This is a genomic window from Acidovorax sp. SUPP2825, from assembly GCF_030158995.1.
Taxonomy (GTDB): Bacteria; Pseudomonadota; Gammaproteobacteria; order Burkholderiales; family Burkholderiaceae_C; genus Paracidovorax.
The window spans coordinates 22,269-42,122 of record NZ_BQXK01000020.1 but is presented as its reverse complement, the minus strand read 5'-3'; the positions used below and the strand labels follow the sequence as shown (position 1 = coordinate 42,122).

At 68.9% G+C, this 19,854-nt stretch carries 18 protein-coding genes and 1 tRNA gene; 15 read left to right on the top strand and 4 right to left on the bottom strand.

The genetic code is table 11. From position 1 onward, the window contains the following. The first annotated feature begins 3 nt into the window (after positions 1–3). From AVAK2825_RS20430 to pth, 7 genes are all read left to right on the top strand, one after another. A complete protein-coding gene (locus tag AVAK2825_RS20430; RefSeq protein ID WP_284402292.1) occupies positions 4–1,794 on the top strand; it encodes a tetratricopeptide repeat protein in 1,791 nt (596 codons plus the stop codon). Positions 1,795–1,913: 119 nt separating this feature from the next. Then, complete coding sequence (locus AVAK2825_RS20425; protein WP_284402291.1) at positions 1,914–2,333, top strand: lipoprotein insertase outer membrane protein LolB; 420 nt, start codon at positions 1,914–1,916, stop codon at positions 2,331–2,333. 5 nt (positions 2,334–2,338) lie between these two features. Further along, positions 2,339–3,202 carry a 4-(cytidine 5'-diphospho)-2-C-methyl-D-erythritol kinase gene (ispE, locus tag AVAK2825_RS20420; protein ID WP_284402290.1) on the top strand — a complete coding sequence of 288 codons (864 nt, stop codon included), beginning with the start codon at positions 2,339–2,341 and terminating at the stop codon, positions 3,200–3,202. 24 nt (positions 3,203–3,226) lie between these two features. Then, positions 3,227–3,303, top strand: a tRNA-Gln gene (locus tag AVAK2825_RS20415). A 44-nt stretch (positions 3,304–3,347) separates the two neighbouring features. Next, the gene (locus tag AVAK2825_RS20410) at positions 3,348–4,322 is read left to right on the top strand and encodes a ribose-phosphate pyrophosphokinase (RefSeq protein WP_272548852.1); all 975 of its coding nucleotides are present in this window, start codon (positions 3,348–3,350) and stop codon (positions 4,320–4,322) included. A gap of 147 nt (positions 4,323–4,469) precedes the next feature. Then, positions 4,470–5,105, top strand: a complete 636-nt coding sequence (locus AVAK2825_RS20405; RefSeq protein WP_272564888.1) for a 50S ribosomal protein L25/general stress protein Ctc — start codon at positions 4,470–4,472, stop codon at positions 5,103–5,105. Positions 5,106–5,244: 139 nt separating this feature from the next. After that, positions 5,245–5,853 (top strand): aminoacyl-tRNA hydrolase, encoded by a 609-nt coding sequence (pth, locus tag AVAK2825_RS20400; protein ID WP_284402289.1) that lies wholly within the window; start codon positions 5,245–5,247, stop codon positions 5,851–5,853. A gap of 60 nt (positions 5,854–5,913) precedes the next feature. On the opposite strand, the gene AVAK2825_RS20395 is transcribed toward pth, so the two are convergent. Continuing rightward, complete coding sequence (locus AVAK2825_RS20395; RefSeq protein ID WP_272564890.1) at positions 5,914–6,183, bottom strand: YfhL family 4Fe-4S dicluster ferredoxin; 270 nt, start codon at positions 6,181–6,183, stop codon at positions 5,914–5,916. A gap of 300 nt (positions 6,184–6,483) precedes the next feature. Here AVAK2825_RS20395 and AVAK2825_RS20390 point away from each other — a divergent pair, with 300 nt between their 5' ends. From AVAK2825_RS20390 to AVAK2825_RS20355, 8 genes are all read left to right on the top strand, one after another. Next, positions 6,484–7,446: an ABC transporter permease gene (locus tag AVAK2825_RS20390; RefSeq protein WP_272548856.1), complete on the top strand. Its 963-nt coding sequence runs from the start codon at positions 6,484–6,486 to the stop codon at positions 7,444–7,446. Next, positions 7,446–8,333, top strand: coding sequence for an ABC transporter permease (locus tag AVAK2825_RS20385; protein WP_284402288.1), 888 nt, complete (start codon positions 7,446–7,448; stop codon positions 8,331–8,333). The genes AVAK2825_RS20390 and AVAK2825_RS20385 overlap by 1 nt, the downstream gene beginning before the upstream one ends. Before the next feature lie 28 nt (positions 8,334–8,361). Then, the gene (locus tag AVAK2825_RS20380; RefSeq protein ID WP_284402346.1) at positions 8,362–9,381 is read left to right on the top strand and encodes an ABC transporter ATP-binding protein; all 1,020 of its coding nucleotides are present in this window, start codon (positions 8,362–8,364) and stop codon (positions 9,379–9,381) included. After that, a complete protein-coding gene (locus tag AVAK2825_RS20375) occupies positions 9,378–10,316 on the top strand; it encodes an ATP-binding cassette domain-containing protein (protein WP_284402287.1) in 939 nt (312 codons plus the stop codon). The genes AVAK2825_RS20380 and AVAK2825_RS20375 overlap by 4 nt, the downstream gene beginning before the upstream one ends. A gap of 125 nt (positions 10,317–10,441) precedes the next feature. After that, positions 10,442–11,932, top strand: coding sequence for an ABC transporter substrate-binding protein (locus AVAK2825_RS20370; protein WP_284402286.1), 1,491 nt, complete (start codon positions 10,442–10,444; stop codon positions 11,930–11,932). A 17-nt stretch (positions 11,933–11,949) separates the two neighbouring features. Then, positions 11,950–13,383 carry an amidase gene (locus AVAK2825_RS20365; RefSeq protein ID WP_284402285.1) on the top strand — a complete coding sequence of 478 codons (1,434 nt, stop codon included), beginning with the start codon at positions 11,950–11,952 and terminating at the stop codon, positions 13,381–13,383. 101 nt (positions 13,384–13,484) lie between these two features. Next, the gene (locus AVAK2825_RS20360) at positions 13,485–14,090 is read left to right on the top strand and encodes a hypothetical protein (protein ID WP_284402284.1); all 606 of its coding nucleotides are present in this window, start codon (positions 13,485–13,487) and stop codon (positions 14,088–14,090) included. 53 nt (positions 14,091–14,143) lie between these two features. Next, entirely contained in the window at positions 14,144–15,385 is a 1,242-nt protein-coding gene (locus tag AVAK2825_RS20355) for an MFS transporter (protein WP_284402283.1), read from the top strand. A 129-nt stretch (positions 15,386–15,514) separates the two neighbouring features. On the opposite strand, the gene AVAK2825_RS20350 is transcribed toward AVAK2825_RS20355, so the two are convergent. The 3 genes from AVAK2825_RS20350 to AVAK2825_RS20340 form a co-directional block, all read right to left on the bottom strand. After that, positions 15,515–15,709, bottom strand: coding sequence for a hypothetical protein (locus AVAK2825_RS20350; RefSeq protein ID WP_284402280.1), 195 nt, complete (start codon positions 15,707–15,709; stop codon positions 15,515–15,517). A gap of 233 nt (positions 15,710–15,942) precedes the next feature. Then, positions 15,943–17,154, bottom strand: coding sequence for an FAD-dependent monooxygenase (locus AVAK2825_RS20345; RefSeq protein WP_502870572.1), 1,212 nt, complete (start codon positions 17,152–17,154; stop codon positions 15,943–15,945). 101 nt (positions 17,155–17,255) lie between these two features. After that, positions 17,256–19,778: a putative bifunctional diguanylate cyclase/phosphodiesterase gene (locus AVAK2825_RS20340; protein ID WP_502870574.1), complete on the bottom strand. Its 2,523-nt coding sequence runs from the start codon at positions 19,776–19,778 to the stop codon at positions 17,256–17,258. Positions 19,779–19,854: the final 76 nt, after the last annotated feature.

The following is a 19,854-nucleotide window of genomic DNA, read 5'->3' as shown; positions in this document are numbered from 1 at the left end:
ACCATGGATTATTATGGGTTGATGGCGCAATCACATCGACTCTGGACCATCACCCTGGCATGCGCCATGGTGACGGGAACTCTTTCTGCACAGGCGCAAAATTCGCCGGCACCGACATCGCAAGCCGGGCTTCGAGCGTCTCAGGAGACTTCCAGCGATGCAGCCGCCGCGCTCGACGCAGAACTGTTCTATGAAATCCTGCTCGGGGAGATCAGCACCACGGGAGGGGATCCCGGCACCGGTTATTCGCTCATGCTCGAAGCAGCCCGCCGCAGCGGCGATGGCCAGCTTTATCGACGGGCCGTCGAGATTGCCCTGCAATCGCGCTCGGCCGAATATGCGCTGGCGGCAGCGAGGGCATGGAAAAGCGCACAGCCTCAGTCGCGCGAGGCCAACCGGTACGTGTTGCAGATCCTCATTGCGCTCAATCGCATCGAGGAGACGTCCGACCTCCTCAAGCAGGAATTGGATCAATCGCCTGCGAATGACAGGGCGATGACGCTCCAGGCCATTCCGCAGTTGTACGGACGGGCCAGCGACAAGGCCATGGCCGCCAAGGTCGTCGAGCAGGCGCTGGCAGATCAGCTTAGCAACCCGGCATCCGGCCCGTCCGCATGGATCACCATCGGCCGAATGCGTCTGGCCGCGGGCGACAAGAAGGGTGGACTGGAAGCCGCACGCCAGGCCCAGACCATGGATGCGCCCGCCGAAGGCGTCGCCTTGCTGGCGCTGCAACTGCTGGAAGCCGGCGAGACAGAGGCCGAGCCATTGGTTGCCCGCTATCTGGCCGGGACACCCAAGCCGGAAATCCGCATGGTGTACGTTCGCACCCTGCTGGACTCACAACGCTATGCGGAAGCCTCCAAGCAGGCGGATCTGCTGACCCAGAGCACGCCGGACATGGCAGAAGCCTGGCTGGTCAAAGCCAGCCTGCATTTGCAGGCCAACCGCCTCGATGAGGCGTATGCGTCCCTGACGCAGTTTCAGAAACTCCTCGAGGCACTGCCTGCGAGCGATCCGCGCCGCAGCGCGATGACGCAGGCATTCCTGCTGCAAGCCCAGATCGCAGAAAAGCGGGGCAACCTGGCGGAAGCGGAAGCTTGGCTGGGCCGGGTCGAGAACTCCGCAGAACTGCTGACGGTGCAAAGCCGCAGGGCATCCCTGTTGGCTCGCCAGGGCAAGTTGCCCGAAGCCCTTGCGCTCATTCGCGCGCTGCCCGCGAAGACGCCCCAGGAAGAGCGAATGAAATTGCTCGCCGAGGTCCAGCTGCTGCGCGATGCACAGAAATACCGGGAAGCCTATGAAGCCCAAGCCAAGGCCGTTGCCTTGGCTCCGCAAGACAACGAACTCGTCTATGACCAAGCCATGCTGGCCGAAAAAGCGGGCTTGCTGGACGAGATGGAAAAGCTGCTGCGGCAGATCATTGCCCGCCAGCCCGACTACCACCATGCCTACAACGCCTTGGGGTACTCCTTCGCGGAGCGTGACATCCGACTGCCGGAAGCCAAGCAGCTGATTGCCAAGGCGCTGGAATACGCGCCCGGTGACCCGTTCATCATGGACAGCCTTGGCTGGGTCGAGTTTCGGCTCGGCAATCGCAAAGAAGCCGCGCGCTTGCTCGGCGATGCATTCAAGGCGCAGCCCGATCCGGAAATCGCAGCCCATCTCGGAGAAGTGCTGTGGTCGCTCGGAGAGCGCGATCGCGCGACATCTGTCTGGAAAGAAGGCCTGCGGCTGAACAAGGACAACGACACCCTGCGCCAGACTTTGAAGCGCCTGGGGGCCAACCCTTGATGCGGCATGCCGCAAGCGGTGTTCGCCGCGCAGATGCCAAAAGCGCCTGGCCTGCCTGGAGCACCTGGCTGGCAACGGTGGCCTTCTTGCTCCTCACGGGTTGTGCGCAGCACGCCCACTTGGCCACGCAGGATGCAGCGCCCAGCGATGCATGGAGCGGCCGGCTCTCGCTGCAAGTGGACGATCCCGCCGCACAACCGTTGAACGCTGCATTCGAATTGCGAGGCGCCCCCGAACAAGGGGAACTGACGCTTCTCAACCCCTTCGGCAATGTGATGGCCAAGCTGGCGTGGTCGCCCGGGCTGGCCACACTGACCAACGGATCGGAAACGCGCCGATCCGACTCACTGGACGCACTGGTCCTGCAGCTGACAGGCAGCACGGTGCCGGTTTCCGCCTTGTTCGGCTGGCTCAAACGCGAACCCATCGCGGTCGATGGCTGGGAAGCAGAACTCGACGGCATGGACCGTGGAAGGCTCGTCGCTCACCGTCGCAGCCCCTTGCCGCACGCCACACTGCGCATTGCCCTGGACCGCTGATACCCATGCGGTCTTTGCACGATGTGCCGGCGCCGGCCAAGCTCAATCTCTTTCTGCACATCACCGGGCGACGCGCCGACGGCTATCACCTGCTGCAATCGGTGTTCATGCTGATCGATTGGTGCGACACGCTCCATTTCGAACTGCGCGAGGACGGCGGGATCACCCGGGAGGACCTGTCGGAGGCGCTGCCCCCACAAGACCTTTGCGTGCGCGCAGCCTCGGCCTTGCAGCTTGCCACCGGATGCACGCTGGGCGCACACATAGGCATTGAAAAGCGAGTTCCAGCGCAGGCGGGTATGGGGGGTGGTTCGTCCGATGCGGCCTCGACCCTGCTGGCCCTCAACCGATTGTGGAACCTGCAACTGACGCGTGGGGAACTGGAGCGCATCGGGCTGTCGCTGGGCGCTGACGTGCCATTTTTTTTACGCGGCCATAACGCTTGGGTGGAAGGAATTGGTGAGACAATACGCCCGCTTGAGAAAGCGCATGCACTGCCAAGAACACAATTCCTGGTGGTCAAACCAGAAGCGGGATTGGATACGAAATCGATTTTTTCGCACCCTTTCTTAAAACGCGATTCTGGCTGTGCTACAATCTTAGGCTTTGCTGCAGCACACTACCAGTTTGGAAGTAACGATCTGCAGCCGGTTGCTCAGGCACTGTGCCCCGAGATCGGTCAAGCCCTTCAGTGGCTGGAATCGAAAGGGTTGCAAGGCCGAATGACTGGCTCGGGAAGTGCAGTGTTTGCGCAGATGCCACAGGCAGTGAACTTGCAAGACGCGCCCGGCGCGTGGCAAGTGAAGGCATGTGAAAATCTGATGATTCATCCTCTGGCAGGATGGGCCTCGGATCAGGATTTCGGTTGATTACTTTCAGTGATTGACCTGTGTAGGGGAGTCGCCAAGCTGGTTAAGGCACCGGATTTTGATTCCGGCATGCGAAGGTTCGAATCCTTCTTCCCCTGCCAAATACTTTCGCACACGGGCTTTTTTTTAGACTGCTGGGTCGCTCATGCAAGCCAATCACCCCGACTTCATGGTTTTCACCGGCAACGCCAATCCTGGGATGGCGGCGGACATTGCCCGGCACCTCGGCACCACGCTGGGTGCAGTGGACGTAGGCCGGTTCTCCGACGGCGAAGTCACTGTCGAAATCAAGCAGAACGTCCGTGCCCGCGATGTGTTCGTCGTGCAGTCGACCTGCGCGCCGACCAACGAAAACCTCATGGAACTGCTGATCATGGTCGATGCGCTCAAGCGCGCTTCGGCCGAACGCATCAGCGCGGTGATCCCCTACTTCGGCTATGCCCGCCAGGACCGCCGTCCGCGATCCAGCCGCGTGCCGATCTCCGCCAAGGTGGTGGCCAACATGCTGCAGGCCGTGGGCGTGGCCCGCGTGCTGACGATGGACCTGCATGCAGACCAGATCCAGGGCTTCTTCGACATCCCGGTGGACAACATCTATGCGTCGCCCGTGCTGCTGGGCGACCTGCGCCAGAAACAATACGACGACCTGATCGTCGTGTCGCCCGATGTGGGCGGCGTGGTGCGCGCACGGGCCCTGGCCAAGCAGTTGAACTGCGATCTGGCCATCATCGACAAACGCCGCCCGAAGGCCAACGTATCGGAAGTGATGCACGTGATCGGCGAGATCGACGGCCGCAACTGCGTGATCATGGACGACATGATCGACACCGCCGGCACGCTCGTGAAGGCCGCCGAAGTGCTCAAGGAGCGCGGCGCCAAGAAGGTGTACGCCTATTGCACGCACCCCATTTTCTCGGGCCCGGCCATCGAGCGCATCGCCAAGGGCTCCGCACTCGACGAAGTGGTCGTGACCAACACCATCCCCTTGAGCGAAGCCGCCAAGGGATGCACCAAGATTCGCCAGCTCTCCGTGGCACCGCTGATCGCAGAAACGATCCAGCGCATCGCCAAGGGAGAGTCGGTGATGAGTCTGTTCTCGGACCAGGACAACCTTTTCTGATGACGTCCGCCCTCGGGGCGGAAGGGATGGCAAACCTCCTTCGGGAGGTTTGTTCGTTCGGGAACACAAGCAGGTCCGCTGCCAGGTGGCACGGGTCTTTTTCAACAGGGCCGAGCTGGTCGCGGCCGGCCCTCACAGGAGCTAACCATGAACTTCGTCGCTTTTGAGCGCGCCAAGCAAGGTACGGGTGCGAGCCGCCGTCTGCGCAACACGGGCAAGACGCCCGGCATCGTATACGGCGGTGCCGCCGAGCCCCAACTGATCGAGATCGACCACAACGCGCTGTGGCACGCCCTCAAGAAGGAAGCCTTCCACTCCAGCGTGCTGGACATGGAAGTGGCCGGCACCACCTCCAAGGTGCTGCTGCGTGACGTGCAATACCACCCCTACAAGCAACTCGTGCTGCACATCGACTTCCAGCGCGTGGATGCCAAGACCAAGCTGCACATGAAGGTGCCACTGCACTACAGTGGCGCTGAAGAATCCGACGCCGTGAAGGTGGACAAGTGCCTGGTTAACCCCGTCGTGAACGAACTCGACGTGTCGTGCATGCCTTCGGACCTGCCCGAATTCATCGCCGTGGACCTGACCAAGCTGAAGAAGGGTGCATCGCTGCACCTGAAGGACATCAAGCTGCCCCGCGGCGTGAGCGCCGTGATCCGTGGCGGCCAGAACAACCCCGTTCTGGTGTCCGTGACCAACCCCGTGGTCGAAGTGGAAGCACCTGCTGCCGACGCAGCACCTGCCGCCGACGCCAAGGGCGGCAAGGGCAAGAAGAAGTAATTAATCTTCGCCCCAACTGTCGCCGTCCCGGCGGCAGGCGGAGGGCAACCTCCTGGCGGGCCGCGCTAGCGGCACCGCTCCGAACGGCCCACCTGCGTGGGCCGTTTTTCTTGGGCACACACGGATAATCGCGGACACCATGATCAAACTGTTTGTGGGCCTGGGCAACCCAGGGCCCGACTACGACGCCACCCGCCACAACGCCGGATTCTGGTGGATCGATGCACTGGCCCGCGAACTGAAAACCACGCTGGTGCCGGACCGCAACTACTACGGCCTTGTCGCCCGCACGAACGTGCATGGGCAAAGCGTCTGGCTGCTGGAGCCCCAGACCTTCATGAATCTCTCGGGCAAGTCGGTGGCGGCGCTGGCGCGGTTCTTCAAGATCCAGCCCGACGAAATCCTGGTGGCGCACGATGAACTCGACATCGCCCCGGGCCATGTGAAGCTCAAGCGCGGCGGCAGCCATGCCGGCCACAACGGGCTGCGCGACATCCATGCGCAATTGGGATCGGCGGATTACTGGCGCCTGCGCATCGGGATCGGACACCCGGGCATCAAGGCGGAAGTGGCGAACTGGGTGCTCAAGAAGCCATCGCCCGACCAGCGCACACTGATCGAAGACAGCATCGCCCATTCGTTGAAGGCGCACCCGGCGATGCTGGCGGGAGATATGGAAAAGGCCACGCTGCTGGTGCACACGACCAAGCCCCCGCGCCCCAAGCCGCCGCGGCCGGACGGCGTTTAACTGCTATTTTGAGAGCTGCCCGCGCAATACCTTCTTGCGTGGGAGACGGAACCGCCTGGATCAGGACGCCGCGCCCTGGGCCGCCGCGGCTTGCAGGCGCTCGTACTTCTGGAACAGGGTTTCGCGGCTTTCCACATGCTGCGGGCTGACCGGAATGCAGGCCACGGGGCAGATCTGCACGCACTGCGGCTCATCGAAATGGCCCACGCACTCGGTGCACTTGGCCGGGTCGATTTCATAGATGGCCTCGCCCAGGTAGATGGCCTGGTTGGGGCACTCGGGCTCGCACACGTCGCAGTTGATGCACTCGTCGGTGATCATCAAAGCCATGGCGATCTCCTGGCACAGGCCTGGGGCGCGCGAAAGGCCGCAAGGGCACGGAGGGCGGACGTCATGCCGGGATTATCCCCGCCCCGGCAAGTCCCTGGCGCAGGCGGGGAGGTCTGCCCCCCTGCCCCATCCCCGCGCGCCCCTGCGCCGGCCCATCCGGACCCGCGCCGCAACGGGTACCGGTGCACCGCACGCGCCCCGCCTCCGACCGCCGCACAGTGTTTGCAGCTATGCTGCACCCACACCGCCCTGCCCCTTTCGGCAGCCCGGACGCCTTGCGGCGCCCTTCCGATCCATCCCATGGGACCCTTCCTCCTCAAACGGTTGCTCACGCTCATCGCCACGCTGGCCGGGGCGTCGGTGGTCGTGTTCGTGGTGCTGGAGATCCTACCCGGCAATGCGGCGCAGATGCTGATGGGACCGGATGCCTCGCCCGAGGCCGTGGCCGCCCTGGCGACGAAGCTGGGGCTGGACCAGCCCGCGCTGCAGCGCTACGGCCACTGGGTGGGCGGGCTGCTCACGGGCCAGCTGGGCGACAGCTACGCCTACGGCACTCCGGTGCGTGACCTGGTTCTGGAGCGGCTGGCACTCACCGTGCCGCTTGCGCTGATGGCCATGGCGATCACCACCGTGCTGGCGCTGCTGGCGGGCGTGTACGCGGCATCGCGCCACAACCGCTGGGGCGACGTGGGCGTGATGGGGCTGGCGCAGATCGGCATCGCCATTCCGAATTTCTGGTTCGCCATCCTGCTGATCCTGCTGTTCTCGGTGAAGCTGCAGTGGTTCTCGGCGGGCGGCTTTCCGGGCTGGACCGAGGACAGCGGCGGCAGCCCGCTCGAGGCGCTGAAGGCACTGCTGCTGCCCGCGATCTCGCTGGCCGTGGTGCAGGCGGCGATCCTGGCGCGCATCACCCGCTCGTCGGTGCTGGAGGTGCTGCGCGAAGACTTCGTGCGCACGGCCCGTGCCAAGGGCCTGTCGCGCCGCGCCGCGCTCTGGGGCCACGTGCTGCGCAACGCGATGATTCCGGTGGTGACGGTGATGGGCCTGCAGTTCGCCAACCTGCTGGCGGGCACCATCGTGGTGGAGAACGTGTTCTACCTGCCGGGCCTGGGGCGGCTGATCTTCCAGTCGATCGCCAACCGCGACCTGATCGTGGTGCGCAACTGCGTGATGCTGCTGGCGGCCATGGTGATCGTGGTGAACTTCGTGGTGGACTTGCTGTATGCCGCCATCGACCCGCGCGTGAAAGCGAGCGACCTGTGATGCCCCCGTCCCCCGCCACGCCCTCCCAGCCCGTCCCGGCGGTGGGGGCCGCGCCGTACGGCCTGCGCCGCGCGCTGCGCCACCGCAGCTTCGCCATCGGCGTGATGCTGTCGCTGCTGCTGGTGCTGGCGGCGCTGGTGTCCTTCGTGTGGACGCCCGGCTCGCCCTACGACATGGACATAGAGGCCAAGCTGCTGCCCCCCTCGGCCGCGCACTGGCTGGGCACCGATGCGTTCGGGCGCGACGTGGCCTCGCTGCTGCTGGTGGGGGCGCGCAATTCCATCCTGGTGGGGGTGATCGCGGTGGGCATCGGCCTGTCCATCGGCACGGCGCTCGGGCTGCTGGCGGCGGCACGGCGCGGCTGGGTGGAAGAACTCATCATGCGGATGGCGGACTTCACCTTCGCGTTCCCGGCGATTCTCTCGGCCATCATGCTCACCGCCGTATTCGGGGCGGGCGTGGTCAATTCGATCATCGCCATCGGCATCTTCAACATTCCCACCTTCGCCCGGGTCACGCGCGCCTCGGCCAATGCCGTGTGGTCGCGCGAATTCATCCTGGCGGCGCGCGCCTGCGGCAAGGGCCCGTGGCGCATCACGCGCGAGCACGTGCTGCCCAACATCGCGGCGGCGCTGATCGTGCAGGCCACGATCCAGTTCGCGCTGGCCATCCTGGCGGAGGCCGCGCTGTCGTACCTGGGCCTGGGCACGCAGCCGCCGCAGCCGTCCTGGGGCCGCATGCTGAGCGAGGCGCAGACGCTGATGTTCCAGGCGCCGCTGCTGGCCGTGTGGCCCGGCGTGGCGATCGCGCTGGCGGTGCTGGGGCTGAACCTGCTGGGCGACGGCCTGCGCGACCTGCTCGACCCGCGCCTGTCGCGCCAGCGCTGACGCCATGGATCCCCACGCATCGCCCACCATGCCCCTGCTCGAAGTCTCCGACCTGCACGTGCGGCTGCAAACCCATCGCGGCCCGGCCGATGCCGTGCGGGGCGTGGGCTTCACGCTCGAACGCGGCGAGACGCTGGGCCTGATCGGCGAGTCGGGCTGCGGCAAGTCGCTCACCGCCATGGCGCTGATGGGCCTGCTGCCGGACCGCGCCACCACGCGGGGCAGCATCCGCTTCGACGGCACCGAGCTGCTGGGCCAGGACGAAGCGGCGCTGTGCCGCATCCGCGGGCGCCGGATCGGCATGGTCTTTCAGGAGCCCATGACGGCGCTCAACCCGGTGCACACCATCGGCCGGCAGGTGGCCGAGCCGCTGCGGCGGCACCTGGGACTGCCCGCCGCCGCCGCGCGCGCACAGGCCGTGGCGCTGCTGGACCGCGTGGGCATTGCCCGGGCGGCGCAGCGCTTCGATGCGTTCCCGCACCAGTTCTCGGGCGGGCAGCGCCAGCGCATCACCATCGCGATGGCGCTGGCCTGCGGGCCGGACCTGCTGATCGCCGACGAACCCACCACCGCGCTGGACGTGACGGTGCAGCAGCAGATCCTGGGGCTGATCGGCGAACTGGTGGCCGAGCGCGGCATGGCGCTGATCCTGATCTCGCACGACCTGGGCGTGATCGCGCAGAACGTGGACCGCATGCTGGTGATGTACGGCGGCACGGTGGTCGAGCGCGGCCCCACGGCGGCGGTGTTCGCGGCCATGGCCCACCCCTACACGCGGGGGCTGTTCGCAGCCCGCCCGCGGCTCGATGCGGCTGCGTTGGGAAGGGGCGCGCACGGTGCGCGCGTGCGCCTGCCCACCATCGCCGGCACGGTGCCGGAACTGGTGGACCTGCCGCCCGGCTGCCCGTTCGCGGGCCGCTGCGGCTTCACGGTGCCCGCGTGCTATCCGGCCATGCCGGCGGCCGTGCCGCTGGGCGACGGCCATTCGGCCCGCTGCATTCGCCTGGACGCGGTGGCGGCAGCGGCGGTGCAGGAGGGCCGGGCATGACCTTGGATGCTACTATCAAAAACATAGCAACCACGGCAATCAGTACTAGGGCACAGGACCGATTCGACCCCGAAGAGCCCCCGCTGCTGCAGGCCACCGGCCTGGTGCGCGAATACGCCCTGCCGCGCGAGCGCCTGTGGTCGCCGCCGCCCATGGTGCGGGCGCTGGACGGGGTGAGCCTGTCCATCGCCGCCGGCCGCAGCCTGGGCGTGGTGGGCGAATCCGGCTCGGGCAAATCGACGCTGGCGCGGCTGGTGATGGCGCTCGATGCGCCCACTGCCGGCAGCGTGCACCTGCTGGGCCGCGACCTGCACGCGCTGCCGGCGGCCGAACTGCGGGCCGCGCGGCGCGACTTCCAGATGGTGTTCCAGGACCCCTACGGCTCGCTCGATCCGCGCCAGACGGTGGCGCGCATCGTGGCCGAGCCGCTGCAGGCGCTGCCCGCCACGCCGGGCACGGCGAAGGTGTCGCGCGCCGAGCAGCGCGAGCGGGCGGGCGAGGCGCTCGCCCAGGTGGGTCTGCGCACGAGCGACCTGGACAAGTACCCGCACGAGTTCTCGGGCGGGCAGCGCCAGCGCATCGCCATCGCGCGCGCGATCGTCACGCGGCCGCGGCTGGTGGTGGCCGACGAACCGGTAAGCGCGCTCGACGTCTCGGTGCAGGCCCAGGTGCTGAACCTGCTGCAGGACCTGCAGGAGCGCTTCGGCATCACCTACCTGCTCATCAGCCACGACTTGGCCGTGGTCCACCACCTGTGCGACGAGGTGGTGGTGCTCTACCAGGGCCGCATCGTGGAGCGCGGCACGCCCCAGGCGCTGTTCACCCAGGCCGAGCACCCCTACACCCGCGCGCTGGTGGCCGCCGTGCCATCCATCGAACCCGGGCGGGCGCGTGCGCCGGCGGCGCGGCGCCCCCCGGCCAGGCCCGGGGTGTAGTAAAAAGCCTGTTCGCCGCCGAGGGCGCGCGCCGCCGGCCGATCCACCCCGCCGATCCGATGCCGCCGCCCGCCCCCTCGCCTTCCGTCCTGCCCCTGGTCTGTTCCTATCCGGAGAATCCGCCCATGCTGAACCGTCGCACCGTCCTCGCCACCGGCGCCCTGGCCACCGTGCCGCTCGCCGCGCCCCTGCAGGCACTGGCCCAGGGCAAGAAGGACGCCGTCACCCTCGCCATGACGCTGGAGCCCCCGGGGCTGGACCCGACGGCCGGCGCGGCCTCGTCCATCGGCGAGATCACGCTGTACAACGTGTTCGAGCCGCTCACCAAGATCAACGCGGACGGCAGCGTCTCGCCGCTGCTGGCCGAGAGCTGGGAGGTCTCGCCCGACCTCAAGACCTACACCTTCAAGCTGCGCGGGAACGTCAAGTTCCACAACGGCGCGCCGTTCAACGCGGCAGCCGTCAAGTTCTCGTTCGAGCGCGCGGCGGGCGACAAGAGCACCAACAAGGACAAGCGCACCTTCGCCAACCTCACCACGCAGGTGGTGGACGACCTCACGGTGGTGGTGATCAACAAGGACATCGACCCCGACCTGCTCTTCCTGCTGGGCCAGGCCACCGCCGTCATCGTGGAGCCGGGCAGCGCCGACACCAACGCCACCAAGCCCGTCGGCACGGGGCCGTACCGGCTCGAATCGTGGAGCAAGGGCGCCTCGGTCACGCTGGCGCGCTGGGACGGCTACCGCACGGCGAACGCGGTGCACATCCGCCGCGCGACCTTCCGCTTCATCTCGGACCCGGCCGCACAGGTGGCGGCCCTGATGGCGGGGGACGTGGACGCGTTCCCGCGCGTCACGCCGCGCAGCGTGGCGCAGTTCAAGGCCAACCCGCGTTTTCAGGTGATCGTGAGCGGCTCGCGCGCCAAGACCATCCTGGCCATCAACCAGCAGAAGAAGCCGCTGGACGACGTGCGCGTGCGCCGCGCCATCGCGGCCGCCATCGACCGCAAGGCCGTGATCCAGGGCGCCGGGGACGGCCTGGGTGTGCCGATCGGCAGCCACTACGTACCGGGCGCCTTCGGCTACCTGGACACCACGGGCATCAACCCCTTCGACCCCGAAAAGGCGAAGAAGCTGCTGGCCGAGGCCGGCGTGAAGACGCCGCTGGAGCTGACCATGACGCTGCCGCCCACGCCCTACGCGCGCCAGGGCGGCGAGGTCATCGCGGCGCAGCTGGCCAAGGTGGGCATCGTCGCCAAGCTGCAGAACGTGGAGTGGGCGCAGTGGCTGAGCGGCACCTACGGCAACAAGAACTACGACCTCACCCTCATCTCGCACGTGGAGCCGTTCGACCTGGGCAACTTCGCCAAGCCCGACTACTACTGGGGCTACAACTCGCCCAAATTCAACGCGCTGTACGAGCAGATCAAGAACGCCGCCCGCCCCGCCGACCGGGCGCGCCTGCTGGGCGATGCGCAGCGCCTGCTGGCCGAGGATGCCGTGCATGCCTTCCTCTACCAGCCGCAATGGGTCACGGTGGCCAACAAGAACCTGCGCGGGCTGTGGAAGGACATGCCGATCTTCGTGAACGACCTGTCGGCCCTGTCCTGGGCCTGAGCGTGAACGAGCCCGCCATGCCCCAGGCCGCCTCCACAACGCCCGCATCGTCCGCACTGCACGACCTGCCCGCCCACGCCCTGCTCGACGCCTACCGCAGCCGCCGCCTGTCCCCGGTGGAGGTCACGCAGTCGGTGCTGGACCACATCGCCCGGTGGGAGCCCCACCTGTGCGCCACCTACCTGCTGCGCCCCGAAGCGGCCCTGGAGCAGGCCCGCGCGAGCGAGGCGCGATGGCTGCGCGGCGCCCCGCAGGGCCTGCTGGACGGCGTGCCCGCCACCATCAAGGAAAACATCGCCACCGCTGGCGACCCCACGCCGCTGGGCACGGCCGCCACGGTGCTGGTGCCCGCCACGGCCGATGCCCCGCCGGCCGCGCGGATGCGCGAGGCCGGCGCGGTGATCGTGGCCAAGACCACCATGCCCGACTACGGCATGCTGTCGTCCGGGCTGTCGAGCTTCCATGCGCTGGCGCGCAACCCATGGGACCGCTCCAAGGGCCCGGGCGGCTCCAGCGCCGGCGGCGGTGCGGCCGCGGCGGCGGGCTACGGGCCGCTGCACATCGGCACCGACATCGGCGGCTCGCTGCGCCTGCCGGCCAGCTGGTGCGGCATCTTCAGTTTGAAGCCCAGCCTGGGCCGCATTCCCATCGATCCGCCCTACACCGGCCGCGCCGCCGGCCCGATGACGCGCACCGCGGCCGACGCCGCGCTGATGATGCAGGTGCTGAGCCAGCCGGATGGGCGCGACAGCATGGGACTGCCGTTCCAGCCCATCGCCTGGGGCGATGCCGCGCGCGGGCCCGAGCGACTGCGCGGGCTGCGCCTGGGGCTGCTGCTGGATGCCGGCTGCGGCCTGCCGGTGGACCCCGAGGTGCGCGCCGCCGTCGAGCAGGCCGCGCGCTGGTTCGAGGCGGCCGGAGCCCGGGTGGCGCCCATGGCGCCCTTCATGACGCCGGGCATGCTCGATGGCATGGACCATTTCTGGCGCATGCGCTCCTACACCGACCTGCAGACCCTGCCCGAGGAGCGGCGCGCCCGCGTGCTGCCCTACATCCGTGCCTGGGCCGACAGCGCCGCGGGCCTGTCGGGCATCGAAGTGTTCCACGCCAGCCAGCAGTTCCACGCGACGCGCGTGGCCACGGTGCAGGCCTGCAGCGCGTTCGACTACGTGCTCTCGCCCGTCGCGCCCATGCCCGCCTTCGCGGCCGAGCTGCCCTCGCCCACCGACGACCCGTTGCGCCCGCTGGAGCACATCGGCTTCACCGTGCCGTTCAACATGTCCGAGCAGCCCGCCGCCTCGGTGAACTGCGGGTACACGGCGGCGGGCCTGCCGATCGGGCTGCAGATCGCCGGGCCCCGCTTCGACGACCTGGGCGTGCTGCAGGTCGCCCATGCCTTCGAGCAGATCCGCGGGCCGCAACGCCCCTGGCCCCAGCCCCCCGGGGCCTGACGGGTGCGCCCGCGGGCGCGCCTTTCAGGCCCATGTTCCTTTCAACGCCTGCCCTGCTTTCCTTCACCCCCGTTTTCCGACACCACGGCCCGACCCCGCACATGGACACCTTTCTTCTGGCGATCCTGATCGCCACCGGCACCTACGCCCTCAACGCCCGCCAGCAGCGCCGGCGCATCGCGCTGCTGGCGCGCCACCTGGCCAACTACCAGATCGAGAAGCTGATGGAGAACCTCACCGAGGGCTACCTGCGCGCCCTGGGCGAGAGCGAGCCGCAGCGGCGCGACCAGATCTGGAGCCTGCTGACCACCACCGAATCGCAGCTGACCGAGCAGTTCAACCGCTTCACGGCCGAGTTCTCGCGCCTGGACCCGGCGCTGACCCGCGTGAGCCGCATCGCGATCAGCCTGCCGCTCGCCCACCAGCTGTTTCCATCGGCCGCGTTCGACATGCGCAAGGCCCTGCTGGTGCATGCCCAGGGCATCGACCGCGCGGTGCGCAACGAAGCCGGCCGCGATGCGCGCGACAAGGCCTTCACCCTGTCGGCCGAGCTGTTCCTGATGCAGCACACCTGCCACTGGTTCTGCAAATCGAAGACCATCGCATCGGCCCGCATGATGGCGCGGCACCAGACGCCTTACGACCAGCTCGTGGCCTCGGTGTCGCCGGAGACGCGCAAGGCCTATCTGGCGCTGGTCAACGGCTGACCGCCCTCATCGTCCACACCCCGCCCCCACCCCACCCCACCCCGCCATCGCCCATGCCCACCGCGCCCGCCGCACCGCCCCCTGCCGCCCTGGCGCCGCGCGCGGCCTGGGGCATGCTGCTGGCGCTGGTGTCGGGCTTCGCGCTGAGCCAGGCGTTTCGAACCATCACGGCGATCATCGCCACGGGCCTGCGGGCGGAGTTCGGGCTGTCGGCCGCGGCGCTGGGCGCCTTCGCCGGGGCCTTCGCATTCGCCTTCGGCACCATGCAGCTGTTCATGGGCATCGGGATCGACCTGTACGGCGTGCGGCGCACGCTGCTGGCGGCGTTTCCGCTGGCCATCGCGGGCGCGCTGCTCTCGGCGCTGGCGCCGGGCTACGGACTGGTGCTGCTCGGGCAGGCGCTGATCGGCGTGGGCTGCGCCCCGGCCTTTCTGGTGTGCACCGTGTTCATCGCGCGGCATTTTCCGGCCCAGCGGTTCGCGGTGGTGTCGGGCGTGGCCATGGGCGTCGGCGGCCTGGGCATGCTGTTCACGGGCACGCCGCTGGCCTGGCTGGTGCAGCACGCGTCGTGGCGCTGGGGGTTCGGCGTGCTGGCGGGCCTGGCCGCGCTGGCGTGGCTGCTGATCTTCTGGAAGGTGCACGAGCCCGCGCGGCCGCACGCTGACGGCGCCCCGCGCGAATCGGTGGGCGCCGCCGTGCGTGGCTTCGCGGCGCTGTTCCTGCTGCCGCACACGGCAGGCATCGTGCTGCTGGCGCTCAACACCTATGCATCGTTTCTCGCACTGCGCGGGCTGTGGCTGGGGCCGCTGCTGATCGAGCGGCACGGCTTCTCGCTGGTGCAAAGCGGCAACGTGGCCGTGGTGGTGTCGCTCGTGTCGCTCTTCAGCCCCGCGCTGTTCGGGCGGCTGGACCCGGGCCCCGCGCGGCGCCGGCGCTGGATCGCCGGGTTCACCGGCGTGCTGGCCCTGGTGTTCCTCGCCATCGGCCTCGTGCACCAGGCCTGGCTGGACGTGGGCGGCGCCATCGGTGTGGGGCTGCTGTCGGGCTACATGGTGCTGCAGTACGCCGACGTGCGCTCGGCCTACCCCGCCGCGATGACGGGCCGCGCCATGGCCGTGTTCACCATGGCGATGTTCCTCGGCGTGGCGCTGATGCAGTGGCTCACCGGCGTGGCCGCGGCCATGGCAGCGGCGCACGGCGTGGAGCCGTACACGGCCGTGATGCTGACGATCGCGGCGCTGCTGGCCGCCGGCGTGCTGGCGTTCCTGCGGCTGCCCGCGCCGGCGCACGCCTGAGCGGGAGGGCGCGGCCGGCCACTGCGCCGCAGGCCGCAACCGGGCTTCAAGCCCAATCGGCCTCCAGCACAATCGACACTAAGGCATACCGCTACAAATTCAATAGCAAGCAAAAGGAGCTGGCGCTGCCTACCGGATGCGCCATTCACCGTCCACCAGCGCCCGGGCCCGCCGGTCGATGGAGTCATTCACTTTGGCCTTCGCCTTTTTAGACTCCTGCATCGCTTTCGCTTCGCTGATGCCGCCCTTCTCCGCTTTCTCGAACTGCGCCATGGCCAGTTTGGTCGCGGCTTCCTGCTTGGCTTTTACCTTGACGTCGTGCATGGAAATGTAGGCCCGCAGCGGTGCCCACATGTGCGTCAGACGAGGATCGCTACTTTCCGTCAAGCGCAATCGCTGCGCAAAAACCGAAAAGGTCACAGCGCTGTGCGAACCGACTTCCTGCCGTGATGCCAACACGGGGCGTTGACGGCGCGCCGCGTCGGGGAGGACTTCAAGCCCAATCGGCCTCCAGCACAATCAACACTAGGGCATATCGCTATAAATTCAATAGCAAACTACAAGGAGCTGGCGCTGGAGCCATCGCCCCGGTAAAGCCAGGGCACGTCCAGCAGGCGCTCGCCCAGCAGCCGCAGCGAGGCATCGCGCGCCCAGCGCACCGGGCCGATGGCGTGGAAGATCCGCCCGTTGCGCGTGGAGCGCGCCTGCACCCGGGCGTTGCGCTGCCAGCGGTTGAGGGCGTAGCGGCGCAGGCGCAGGGGCACGTCGAGGTCGTGCATGGACAGGGCGCGCTGCAGCTCGGCGGCGTCCTCGATGGCCATGCCGGCGCCCTGCGCGAGGTAGGGCCGCATGGGGTGCGCGGCATCACCCAGCAGGGCGACCCGGCCGCGCGCCATGCCCTCGGCGCCGCGCAAGGGCGGGCGATCGCACAGCGGCCACAGGCGCCAGCCGCCGCCGGCGTCGGCCACGCCGCTCACCGCCTGCTGCAGCGCGGGGCAGGCACCGCGCAGCGCCGACGCCAGCCCGGCGGCGTTGGCGGCATGGTCCCATCCCTCCAGGTCGTCCGGCGCCGGCCCTTGCACGATCACCACCAGGTTCTGCAGTTCGCCCCGGCGCACCGGGTACTGCACGGCATGCAGGCGCGGCCCCAGCCACGCGGTGACCTGGCGGGTGCGCAGCACGTCGGGCAGGGCGTGCTGCGGCACCAGAGCGCGGTAGGCCAGGTGCCCCGTCACGCGCGGACGCGCGTCCCCCAGCAGCGCGGCGCGCGTGCGGCTCCACAGGCCATCGGCGCCCACCAGCGCATCGCCCTCCACCGCCTTGCCGCGGCTGGTGCGCACGGTGACGACGCCCTCGGCATCGGAGAAATGGTCGATGGCGTGGGCCAGCGAGATCTGCGTGTCGGTGTACTTGGTGACGGCGGCGAGCAGCAGCCCGTGCAGGTCGGCGCGGTGGATGGTGGCGTAGGCCGCGCCGTAGCGCGCCACGGCCGTGGGCCCGAGGGGCAAGACGGCCAGTTCGGCGCCGCTCAGCGCGCTGCGCACCTGCAGACGCTCCGGGAACGCGGCCACCGACTGCAGCCGGTGCTGCAGGCCCCAGGCCTGCAGCCGGCGCACGACGTTGGGGCCGAGCTGCACGCCCGCGCCCACTTCGCTGAAGGCCTCGGCGCGCTCGTACAGGCGCACGTCCCATCCCGCCCGGGAGGCGCCCAGCGCCGCCGCGAGCCCGCCGATGCCGCCGCCGGCGACCAACACCTGTTGTTTCTGCATGCCGGCGATTGTGCCCGCGGCAGGGCTGGCACCCGCAGGGGGCAGATCAAGGAAGAAGCGATCCCGCCCTTCGCAAGGGCCGGGCGCCGGCCCACAGGGGCTCAGAGCGCGGGCCGCACCGCCCGCTCCAGCACCGTGGCCGGCGCCGGGCGCCCGAACAGGTAGCCCTGGAACGCATGGCAGCCGTGGCGCTGCAGGAACTGCAGCTGGCCCGTTGTTTCGACGCCCTCGGCCACCACGTCCAGGTCCAGGCTGTGCGCCAGGGCGAGGATGGTGCGCACGATGGCGGCGTCGTTGGGATCGGTGAGCACGTCGCGCACGAAGCCCTGGTCGATCTTGAGCTGGTCAATCGGCAGGCGCTTCAAGTAGCTGAGCGACGAGTAGCCGGTGCCGAAGTCGTCCAGCGAAAAGCCCACGCCGTGCGAGCGCAGCTTTTCCATGCGGGCGATCACGTCCTCCACGTCGGTGAGCAACAGGCTTTCCGTCAGTTCGATCTTGAACAGCCGCGGCTGCGCCCCGCTCCCGCGCAGCGCCTGCAGCACCTGATCGACGAAGTCGGGCTGGCGGAACTGGCGCACGCTCACGTTCACCGACAGCACCAGGTGCGCCGTGGCCGCGCTGCGGGACCAGGCCACGAGCTGCCGGCAGCCGTGCTCCAGCACCCACTGCCCCAGCGGCACGATGAGTCCGCTCTGCTCGGCCACCGGGATGAACTCGCCCGGCGACACCATGCCGCGCTGCGGATGCTGCCAGCGCACCAGCGCCTCGGCGCCGAGCATCTGGCCGCGCCGGTCCACGATGGGCTGGTAGTGCAGCATCAGCTCGCCCACCTGCAGCGCGCGGCGCAGCTCGGCTTCCAGGGCGGCCCGAGCGCTGACGGCGGCCTGCATGCCGGGGTCGAAGAAGCGCACGGCGTTGCGGCCGGCCGCCTTGGCCTGGTACATGGCCATGTCGGCGTGCTTGAGCAGGTCGTCCACGCTGCCGGCGGATTCGCCGAAGAGCGTGAGCCCGATGCTCGGCGTGCTGTGGTGGCTGATGCCGTCCAGCAGATACGGCAGGCTCAGGGCGTTGCCGATCTTGCGCGCCAGCAGCGAGGCATCGGCGCTGGCCGCCCAGGCCTCGGCGGGCAGGCCTTCGGCCAGCACCACGAACTCGTCGCCGCCGAAACGGGCCACGGTGTCGCTCTGGCGCACGCAGCCTTGCAGGCGCTGGGCGACCTGCACCAGCAGGCGGTCGCCCATGTCGTGGCCGAGCGTGTCGTTCAGGTCCTTGAAGTTGTCCAGGTCGATGAACAGCAGCACGCCGTGCCGCCCCGTGCGGCCGACGGACAGCGTGGCGCGGTAGAGCCGGTCGATCAGCAGCCGCCGGTTGGGCAGGCCGGTGAGCACGTCGAAGAACGCCAGCCGCTCGATCTCGGCCTCGACCTGCTTGCGGTCGGTGATGCTGCGGCCGACGCCCCGGTAGCCCTGGAACGCACCGGCCTCGTCGAACACGGGCACGCCGCTGATCGACACCCAGTAGGCCGTGCCGTCCGATGCCAGCCGCTGCAGCTCGAGCTCCCGGAAGGGCTCGCGCGCATCGAGCAGCCGGCGGTGGGCCGCCCAGTCCTCCTCGGTCATGTTAAGGGCGCCCAGCTCCCAGCGGGTGCGTCCCACGACTTCGCCGGGCTCCATGCCCACGGGGTTGCGCCCGCCCACGAAGTGGATGAACCGGAAGGATGCGTCCTGCTCCCAGTACCAGTCGGAGGAAAGATCGCTCAGGCTGCGAAAGCGTGCCTCGCTCACCCGCAGTTCGGCCTGGGTGCGCACGTGGTCGGTCACATCGGTGAAGGTGCGCACCATGCCGCCATCGGGCAGCTGCGTGGTGTGCACCTCCAGCGTGCGCCCGTGGCGCGTGCGGCGCCAGTACACCGCGGGCGACGGAATGCCACCAGCGCTTTGCACATAGGCCCGCGCCTGCGCATCGACCAGTTCCGCGCTTTCGCCGAAATCGCCGCGCGCTTGCTGCAGCTGCTTGAGCTCCATCAGCGTGGGCCGGGCATCGAGCAATGCGCGCGGCAGCTCCAGCAACTCGAGCACCCGGTCGTTGTAGACGGTGATGCGGCCGTCGGGCCCCACGGTGTACAGGCCCTGGCTCATGCTGGCCAGCGTGGTCTGCAGCAGCGCGCGCTGCGAAGGGGGCTCGTCCGGCCACGGCAGCGCGGGCACGGCGGCGGGCACCGGACCGTGCGGCGCATGCGCCTGCAGCAGCGCCGCCAGCCGCTGGGCCAGTTGCGGCAGGTGCGCGCCGCCTTCGGCGCGCAGCACGTAATCCCCGGGGCCCAGGCGCAGGGCACGCGCGGCGAGCGCCTCCTGCGCCGGGTCCAGGCAGAGCACCAGCGGCTGGGTGCGCGCCTGGGCCGCCCAGTCCGGCAAGGCAGTGGCACCGCGTTCCAGGTCCAGCACCAGCGCCTGGCAGGCCTCCGGCACGGCGAACGCGGGAGACCGCGCCACGCCATCGCAGCCGGCCGCGAAATCCGCGGGGGACACCTCCCAGTCGGGGCGGTGGCTGGACAGCCATCGCATCGCCGCGCGGGCCGGTGCCGCACCGGTGCCCACCCAGCCGATTCGCGGCCGCGCGGCCATGGCGGTGGATACCGGCGCGCCGCCCGTTCCCAGAGGGCACGGGGCGGCGGCGGCAGAGGAAACGGTGGGCAGCGCG